Origin of the sequence: Kitasatospora sp. NPDC018619, from assembly GCF_044391605.1 — a bacterium.
In the GTDB taxonomy this organism is placed as follows: Bacteria; Actinomycetota; Actinomycetes; order Streptomycetales; family Streptomycetaceae; genus Kitasatospora.
This window is the reverse complement of record NZ_JBISAI010000004.1, coordinates 63,605-71,047: the sequence shown is the minus strand read 5'-3', so window position 1 is coordinate 71,047 and position 7,443 is coordinate 63,605. Positions and strand designations below refer to the sequence as shown.

The window sequence follows — 7,443 nt, the reverse complement described above, 5'->3', positions numbered from 1 at the left end:
CCGCGGGGGGGGGGGGGGGGGGGGGGGGGGGGGGGGGGGGGGGGGGGGGGGGGGGGGGGCGGGGGGGGGGGGGGGGGGGGCCCCCCCCCCCCCCCCCCCCCCCCCCCCCCCGCCTCGTCGCGCGGCTTCGGCGTGGCCGCTCCCCCCGACACCCCGGCAAACCCGCCGATTCCCCCCTGGCCAACACCCTCCGGCGAGAGCGGTCCGCACAGGCCCCGGCGAGCCCCCACCTCCGGGGACGTCGTTGATCTCAAACTAACAAACCGCGTGGTTGGTTTGTCAATAGCGGAATCCACGAAACGTCCACATCGTGACGAGGTGCTCCGAGGCGCCCGACAGGCCTGGGACCAGCAGTTTGTCCCGCCGTCGGGGGCGCCGACCGCCCGGGTGGCCCGTCTCGGGGTCCGGTGGATGCTGGCGGCGGCCACCCTGGAATCCGACATTCCGAGCATCATGCCAGTACGCACTGACACCGTGCAGGTGCCCAGCGGAGCCGGGGCGGGTGGCGGCCGGGGAGCGGGCTCAGCGCAGCAGCCGGCGCTCCTTCGCCACCGCCACCGCGCCCGCCCTGGTGTCCACGCCCAACTTGTCGTAGATCCGGCCCAGGTGGGTCTTCACCGTCGCCTCGCTGATGAACAGCGCCCGGGCGATCTCCCGGTTGCCCAGCCCCTGCGCCAGCTGTCCGAGGATGTCCTGCTCGCGCTCGGTGAGCTGCCGCGCGGGCGCGCGCATCTGCGCCATCACCCGGGAGGCGACCGGCGGTGAGAGCACCGTACGGCCCTGCGCGGCAGCGTGCACGGCGGCGAACAACTCCTCCGGCCGCTCGGCCTTCAACAGGTAGCCGGTGGCGCCGGCGGCGATCGCCCGGGTGATGTCGGCGTCGGTGTCGTAGGTGGTGAGCACCAGGACGTGCGGCCCGCCCGCGGAGGCGGTGATCCGCCGGGTGGCCTCCACGCCGTCGATGCCGTCGCCGAGCTGGAGGTCCATCAGGACGACCTGCGGCGCCAGCCGGTCGGCCAGGGCGACGGCCTCCTCGCCGGTGCTGGCCTCGCCGACCACCTCGATGTCGCCGGCGCTCGCCAGCAGCGCCAGCAGCCCGGCACGCACCACGGCGTGGTCGTCGCAGACCAGCAGCCGGACGGGGGCCGGGCGGTCGGGCGTCGGGCGGTCGGGAGGCGTGCTCATCGGCGCTCCAGGGTCGTCGCGGTTCGGGCATGGCGCTTCCGGGATCGTCGCGCTCCCGGGAGCGTCGCGCCTCCGGGCTCACCGTGGTTCCGGGCCCGTCGCGCCTCCGGGCTCACCGGTCGCCCAGGGGGATCGCGGCGGAGACGACGGTGCCCTCGCCGGGCGCGCTCTCCACGGTCAGCCTGCCACCCAGCTGCCGCAGCCGGGCGCGCATCGCCGGCAGGCCGTACCCGCGCCCGCCGCCGGCCCCGCCCGCCGCCGGGTCGAAGCCCTGCCCGTCGTCGGCGACGTCCATCACGGCCTGGTCGCCGAGGAAGGACAGCGTGATCGCGGCGGTCGACGCTCCGGCGTGCTCGCGGACGTTGGCCAGCGCGCCCTGGGCGATCCGCAGCAGCGCGGACTGCGCGGCGGCGGGCAGCGGCACGGGGGTGCCGTCCAGGTGGAAGCGGACCGGCAGCCCGCTCTCGGCGGACTCCCGCTCGGCCAGCGCCCGCAGCGCCCGGTCGAGGGTACGGCCGTCGGACAGCTCCGCCGGGGCGAGGTCGTGGACGAAGCGGCGGGCCTCGGCCAGGTTCCGGGCGGCCACCTCGGCGGCGGTGCGGACGTGGGTGCGGGCGGTCGCCGGGTGGGTGTCCCAGGTGCGTTCGGCGGCCTGGAGCAGCATCTGCTGGCTGGACAGGCCCTGCGCCAGGGTGTCGTGGATCTCCATCGCCAGCCGCTCGCGCTCGGCCAGGGTGCCCTCCCGCCGCTCGGTGGCGGCGAGTTCGCGCCGGGTGCGGACCAGGTCGGCGATCAGCGCGCGCTGCCGGGCGGCCTGCCGGTTCATGACGAGGAAGACGCCGGTGGCGAGCCCGGCCACCGCGGGCGGCAGCAGGACGAGCGTGGCGTCGGTGCTGCCGGGCAGCCGGATCTCGGCGCTCACCACCAGCACGGTCAGCGCGCCGACCAGCGGGATCGCCGCCTTCGCGGGCAGTGCCCGCAGCGCGGTGTAGATCAGCGGGACGGCGCACCAGGCGAAGCTGGGCGCGAGCAGGACCAGCACCACCCAGAGCGCCACCACCAGCGCCAGCGCCCACCGGCGGTGCCGGTCCGGGGCGGCCGGCCGGCGGTGGTCGAGCCAGGACCCGGCCGGCTGGGCGACCGCGAGGGCGGCGCTCAGCCCGACCACCCAGGGCGCCTGGGCGCTGCCGGCGTGGTGGGTGAGGTAGCGGCTGAGCGCGGCGGCGAGCAGCAGCAGGAAGGCGGAGCCCAGCAGCAGTGCGAGCCGGCCGGCGTCCGGATCGCCTGCCCCGGGGCCGAGCAGGCCGGGCGGACCGGGCGGACCGGTCGGGCGGGGCTGCTGCACGGGTGGCTCCTGGCTGGACGGGTGGTGCGTGCGCGGGTGGTGCCTGTGCGGGCGGTACCTGCCCGGGCGGTGCGCGCTGCGCGCGGGCGGCACCGGCCCGCCCCGGCAGCCCCGACCGGCAACGGCCCGGCCCGACCGGCCCGACCGCCACCGACCTGCGTCGATCCCTCGATGCTGACCCGTCCGGCCTGGGGCCGCATCAGCCGATCGGTTGACGCCGCCGTCCTCCATCATGCCCGGCCGCCCGCGCCGGACCGCCGATGCCGCGGCCCCTTCCCCGGGCGGAGGATCGAAGCACGCCGCCGGACGATCCCCCCGCCGGTCCGGCGGCCCCCGTACCCCCTCGCCCCACCCCGCCGATCCGCTGAGGAGCTGGACCATGAAGAAGACCTCCGTGCGCACCCGGGTGCTGACCGGCACCGTCGCCGCCGCCGCGCTCGCCGCCGCCACCGTGGGCGCCGTCTCGGCCAGCGCCGAGTCCACCGACACCCCGGCCGCCCCGGTCGCGGCGAAGGCCGACACCCAGAACAAGAACCTGGCCGCCTCCAGCGGTCTGACCATCGACGCCGCGACCCGCGCCGCCCAGGCCGCCCTGGACGCGGCCACCAAGGCCGGCCAGCACGTGTCCGTCGCGGTGGTCGACCGCGACGGGGTGACCCGGGTCCTGCTGAAGGGCGACGGCGCTGGCCCGCAGGCCCCGGTCTCGGCCGAGCGCAAGGCCTTCACCGCGGTGTCCTGGAACGCCCCGACCTCGGAGCTGGCCAAGCGCCTGGCCCAGGCCCCGAACCTGAAGGACATCCCGGGCACGCTGTTCCTGGCCGGCGGTGCCCCGATCCAGTCGAAGGGCGCTCCGATCGCGGCCGTCGGTGTCGCGGGCGCGCCCAGCGGCGACCTGGACGAGCAGTTCGCGCAGGCGGGCGTCGCCGAGCTGGCGAAGTGACCGCCGGCCCGGCCGCCCCGCCCCGCACGGGCGCGGGGCGGCCGGGCCGTTGGTCTCGTTCGGGTGAACGCCGGGAGGGTCGCCGCAGAACACGGGATGACCCTTCGAAAAGCCGGTGCCGCTGTCAGTGCCGCGTGGCAGGCTTCCCGGTATGACGGCGTGGACCCTCAACGACATCGAACGTGCGATCCGCTCCTCCTGGGGTGTCGACACCTGTGCGCCCGAGGATCTGGCCCACTGGCGTCCCGACAACCCCGCCCGCGGCCAGTGCGGGGTGACGGCGATGGTGGTGCACGACCTGCTCGGCGGCGACCTCATGATGGGCGAGGTGTACGTCGACGGCGTGCGGACGGACCTCCACTGGTGGAACCGCTTCGCCACCGGCTTCGAGATCGACCTCACCCGCGAGCAGTTCGGGCCGGACGAGCTGGTCGGCCCCGGCCGTCCGGTCGCCCGCCCGGCCCGCCCCGGCCGGCTCCAGGCCCAGTACGAGCTGCTGCGCGGCCGGGTGGTCGCCGAGCTGCAGCGCGGTGCGGCCGCCGACCGCTCCCGGATGCCGGCCCGCGCCTGCGCCTGAGCCGCGGCCCGGCCGTGCCGCCCCGCGGACGGACGCCCTGACGTACAGTCGGTCGCACACGAGCGGGAACCGGCGACGGGAGTGCGGGGATGACCGGGCAGACGATCGGCTTCGTGGGGCTGGGCGCGATGGGCCGCGGCATGGCCGGCAGCCTGCTGCGGGCCGGCCACGCCGTACGGGTCTGGAACCGCTCGCCCGAGCCGGTGGCCGCCCTGGTGGCCGAGGGCGCGGAGGCGGCCGGTTCGCTCGCCGAGGTGTTCGCCGCCGACACGGTGGTCTCCATGCTCGCCAACGACACGGCGGTCGAGCAGCTGCTGCTCGACCCGGCGCTGCTGGCCGGTGCGAAGGCGACCCTGCACGTCAACATGGCGACCGTCTCGCTGGCCATCGCCGAGCGGGCCGAGGCGCTGCACGCCGAGCACGGCGTCGGGTACGTCGCCGCTCCCGTCCTCGGCCGGCCGCCGGTCGCGGCGGCGGGGCGGCTGAACATCCTGGCCGCGGGGGCGCCGGCGCTGCTGGAGCGGGCCGAGCCGCTGTTCGCCGCGATGGGCGAGCGCACCTGGCACTTCGGTGCGGCTCCCCGGCAGGCCAACACGGCCAAGATCAGCGCCAACTTCCTGATCGCCTGCGCGATCGAGTCGACGGCCGAGGCGTGCAGCCTGGCCGAGGCGCACGGGATCCGGCCGACCGACCTGGTCGAGATGCTCACCGGCACGCTCTTCCCCGGGCCGGTGCACAGCGGGTACGGCGCGATGGTGGCCGAGCGCCGCTACGAGCCGGCCGGGTTCCGGCTGCCGCTCGGGCTGAAGGACGTCAACCTCGCACTGGAGGCGGGGGCCGCGCGCAACGTCCCGCTGCCCTTCGGCGGCATCCTGCGGGACGCCTTCCTGGACGCCCTGGCCCACGGCGACGGCGAGAAGGACTGGGCGGCCGTCGCCGACGTCGCCCGCCGCCGGGCCGGTCTGCCCGACTGACCGGACGGGTCGTCCGCGCACCAATCCCCGGGCGTCTCCCGGGGGTTGGCACCGGCGCGGAATAAACCGGCGTTCGACGGCTGCTCACTCCTGCGTCCGCATCCCATCCACGACGGAGGAGGCCTGATGGCCGATCAGCCGCCCGGCGCCGAGGCGCCGCGCCGTTTCCTGTTCCTCGACGCCAGTGCGCGCCCCGACGGCAACTCGGCCCGGCTCGCCCGGCTGGCCGCCGAGTCGAGCCTGCCGGCCGGTGCCGAACAGCGCTGGCTGCGGCTGGACGAGCACCCGCTGCCGCCCTTCCGGGACCTGCGGCACACCGGCGACGGCACCTACCCCGAGCCGTCCGGCCACGAGCGGACGCTGCTGGACGCCACGCTCGCCGCCACCGACCTGGTCTTCGTCGCGCCGCTGTACTGGTACTCGCTGCCGACCAGCGCCAAGCTCTACCTCGACTACTGGTCGGCCTGGTTCCGGGTGCCCGGCTCGGGGTTCCGCGACGGGATGCGCGGCGGCACCATCTGGGGCGTGACCGCCCTGGCCACCGAGGACGACAAGGCCGAGCCGCTGATCGGCACCCTCCGGCTGACCGCCGAGTACATGGGGATGCGGTGGGGCGGGGTGCTGCTGGGCACCGGCAGCCGCCCGGGCGACGTGCTGGACGACGAGCGCGCGGTGCTCGCGGCCAAGTCCTTCTTCGCGGGCTGACCCACGGACCGGCTGACCGACGGGCCGAGAGGCCGGCTGACCGCCTGAACGGCCGGGCGTGCGCACCCGCGCGCACGCCCGGCACGCGCAGCCGGTCCGTCCCGCCCGTCCCGCCCGGCACCGTCCTCCGGACGTGTACCCGTCACCCGAGGGACAGCCGCCAGGCGCGGAGCAAAAGCCCTTCTGCTGGCCAGAGTTGGGCGATTCGGACAGGCCTGTGCCGAAGTCGGATCGCAGCGTGCCACCCGGCTTCCGGAGCGGCCGGATCGTTCGGTACTCTCCGTCGGACTTTCAGCTTCGCGGGGGGTTCGTGGCGTCTGCGGCCGCCCCCTCGCGCCCGGGCCTCGCCCGGACACTTCCGTGAGGTCTCCTTGTCCATACGTCGCAGTCTTGCCTTTGCCGGAGCCGCCGCGCTCGCGTCCTCGCTGGTCCTGGCCGGCGCCCAGGGCGCCATGGCCGTCGGCGTCACCGGCACTCCGTCGGCCTCCGCCCCGGCGGCCGACAAGGCGTCGCACGCGAGCCTCGACCTCTCGCTGAACGGCGTGCCCGGCACCTTCATCGCCGGCGGCGACGCCCGCGAGTTCACCTTCAAGGTCGACAACCGGACGAAGCACGACTTCGTCTTCATCCCGCTGCTCAAGTTCAAGAGCAAGGCGGGCTCGCTCCAGGCGAAGGACCTCAAGGTCCAGTACCGCCTCCCCGGGGGCGAGTGGCAGACGGCGGTTGTCGCCCCCGACAAGAGCGGGGAGAAGAACGACTCCGTCCTGATGATGCTCGGCGCCCTCGACGGCGCCGGCAACCCGGTCGCCGACGACCTGCTGGGCGTGAACCGCGGCAAGAACGTCCCGATCAAGGTCCGGGCGTCCTTCACCGACGGCGCCCCGCTCGGCCGGGCCGGCGTCGTCCCGGTCGTCTTCGCCGCCCAGCTCGACGACACCAGCCACCAGCCGGTCGACAACGGCCACCTCAGCTGCGACGGCGGCGTGGGCTTCGTCATCAAGGCGCCCGGCGGCAAGCCGACCCCGACGCCCACCGCGACGCACACCGGCAAGCCCAGCCCGACGCCGACCCAGACCGGCAAGCCCAGCCCGACCGCGAGCGGCTCCCCGTCGGCCCCGGCGACCAACACGCCGACCACGCCGGCGACCACCACGCCGACCGAGAAGCCCACCGAGAAGCCGACGGAGAAGCCGACCGAGAAGCCCACCGAGAAGCCGACCACCCCGGCCACCGGCGAGCCCTCCGGCTCGGCCACCGCCCCGGCCCCGGCCGAGAGCGGTGGCGACACCGCCGGCCCGATCGACTTCCCGGTGGAGCCCCCGGTCATCACCCCGCCGCCGCTGACCCCGGCCGCCGTCGACAAGGCCAGGGCCGCCGCGGACGACGCCGACAAGGCCCTGGCCCAGACCGGTGGCGGCGACCACACCACCGCCATCGCGGCCACCGGCGGCGCCGTCCTGGCGGCCGGTGTCGGCACCCTGGTGCTGCTGCGCCGCCGCAAGTCCGCCCAGCAGGGCTGAGCCCGGAGCGCGTCCGGCCCGTCCCGGACGCGCTGCTCCGGGAGCCCCCCGTAGGCGCCCCCGCAGGCCCGGTGCCGCCCGCCCCGGGCGCCCCCCCCCCCCCCGGGAAGGGGGGGGGGGGGGGGGCCCGGGGGGTGTAAAGGGGGAAAAAGAATGTAACGCCCGTCGGGGGGGGGGCCCCGGGGCGTTCACACGTG

At 76.2% G+C, this 7,443-nt stretch carries 7 protein-coding genes; 5 read left to right on the top strand and 2 right to left on the bottom strand.

All coding sequences use genetic code 11. The features are described 5' to 3' along the window. Positions 1-522: 522 nt before the first annotated feature. Positions 523-1,185 carry a response regulator gene (locus tag ACH5AR_RS07535; RefSeq protein ID WP_396300431.1) on the bottom strand — a complete coding sequence of 221 codons (663 nt, stop codon included), beginning with the start codon at positions 1,183-1,185 and terminating at the stop codon, positions 523-525. 112 nt (positions 1,186-1,297) lie between these two features. Further along, entirely contained in the window at positions 1,298-2,530 is a 1,233-nt protein-coding gene (locus ACH5AR_RS07530) for a sensor histidine kinase (RefSeq protein WP_396300430.1), read from the bottom strand. 379 nt (positions 2,531-2,909) lie between these two features. Here ACH5AR_RS07530 and ACH5AR_RS07525 point away from each other — a divergent pair, with 379 nt between their 5' ends. The 5 genes from ACH5AR_RS07525 (at position 2,910) to ACH5AR_RS07505 (ending at position 7,246) form a co-directional block, all read left to right on the top strand. Beyond that, positions 2,910-3,470 carry a heme-binding protein gene (locus ACH5AR_RS07525; protein ID WP_396300429.1) on the top strand — a complete coding sequence of 187 codons (561 nt, stop codon included), beginning with the start codon at positions 2,910-2,912 and terminating at the stop codon, positions 3,468-3,470. A gap of 151 nt (positions 3,471-3,621) precedes the next feature. Beyond that, positions 3,622-4,047: a hypothetical protein gene (locus tag ACH5AR_RS07520; protein ID WP_396300428.1), complete on the top strand. Its 426-nt coding sequence runs from the start codon at positions 3,622-3,624 to the stop codon at positions 4,045-4,047. Between the two features lie 89 nt (positions 4,048-4,136). Further along, positions 4,137-5,021, top strand: coding sequence for an NAD(P)-dependent oxidoreductase (locus ACH5AR_RS07515; RefSeq protein ID WP_396300427.1), 885 nt, complete (start codon positions 4,137-4,139; stop codon positions 5,019-5,021). A 126-nt stretch (positions 5,022-5,147) separates the two neighbouring features. Beyond that, positions 5,148-5,726 carry an NAD(P)H-dependent oxidoreductase gene (locus tag ACH5AR_RS07510; protein WP_396300426.1) on the top strand — a complete coding sequence of 193 codons (579 nt, stop codon included), beginning with the start codon at positions 5,148-5,150 and terminating at the stop codon, positions 5,724-5,726. A 371-nt stretch (positions 5,727-6,097) separates the two neighbouring features. Beyond that, complete coding sequence (locus tag ACH5AR_RS07505) at positions 6,098-7,246, top strand: LPXTG cell wall anchor domain-containing protein (RefSeq protein ID WP_396300425.1); 1,149 nt, start codon at positions 6,098-6,100, stop codon at positions 7,244-7,246. Positions 7,247-7,443: the final 197 nt, after the last annotated feature.

What these genes read in the sequence shown, in the direction of transcription:
- ACH5AR_RS07535 (WP_396300431.1), bottom strand. Translation starts at nt 1,185, where the DNA reads ATGAGCACGCCTCCCGACCGCCCGACGCCCGACCGCCCGGCCCCCGTC.
- ACH5AR_RS07525 (WP_396300429.1), top strand. Translation starts at nt 2,910, where the DNA reads ATGAAGAAGACCTCCGTGCGCACCCGGGTGCTGACCGGCACCGTCGCC.
- ACH5AR_RS07520 (WP_396300428.1), top strand. Translation starts at nt 3,622, where the DNA reads ATGACGGCGTGGACCCTCAACGACATCGAACGTGCGATCCGCTCCTCC.
- ACH5AR_RS07515 (WP_396300427.1), top strand. Translation starts at nt 4,137, where the DNA reads ATGACCGGGCAGACGATCGGCTTCGTGGGGCTGGGCGCGATGGGCCGC.
- ACH5AR_RS07510 (WP_396300426.1), top strand. Translation starts at nt 5,148, where the DNA reads ATGGCCGATCAGCCGCCCGGCGCCGAGGCGCCGCGCCGTTTCCTGTTC.